Source organism: Rhizobium sp. SRI_017 (assembly GCF_057586295.1).
In genome coordinates this window covers 1-212 of the sequence record NZ_JBYCZP010000129.1, presented here as the reverse complement: position 1 = coordinate 212, position 212 = coordinate 1, and the positions used below count along the sequence as shown (strand labels likewise).

Annotated in this window: 1 pseudogene; it reads left to right on the top strand. The window is 64.2% G+C overall.

The features are described 5' to 3' along the window. Positions 1–212: pseudogene (locus tag AC2YI2_RS35350) on the top strand (chemotaxis protein CheA); the annotation flags it as partial.

Below are 212 nucleotides of genomic sequence, written 5' to 3'. Positions count from 1 at the left end.
CAAAGGCGATGTTCCGGCCACCCAGGAACTCGTCTCGGCGGTCCTGTCGGCGCAGGATCACATGCGCGCCCTTCTCGATACGCCGAATGGCGATCATGACGCTGTGAGTGCAGCTTTGCTCGACAACCTGCATCGCGCCGTCAACGGTGGCAGTCTGCCAACGCCTTCGCATCTGGCCGCTCCGGTAGCCAGGGCGGAAACTCCAGCTCCGG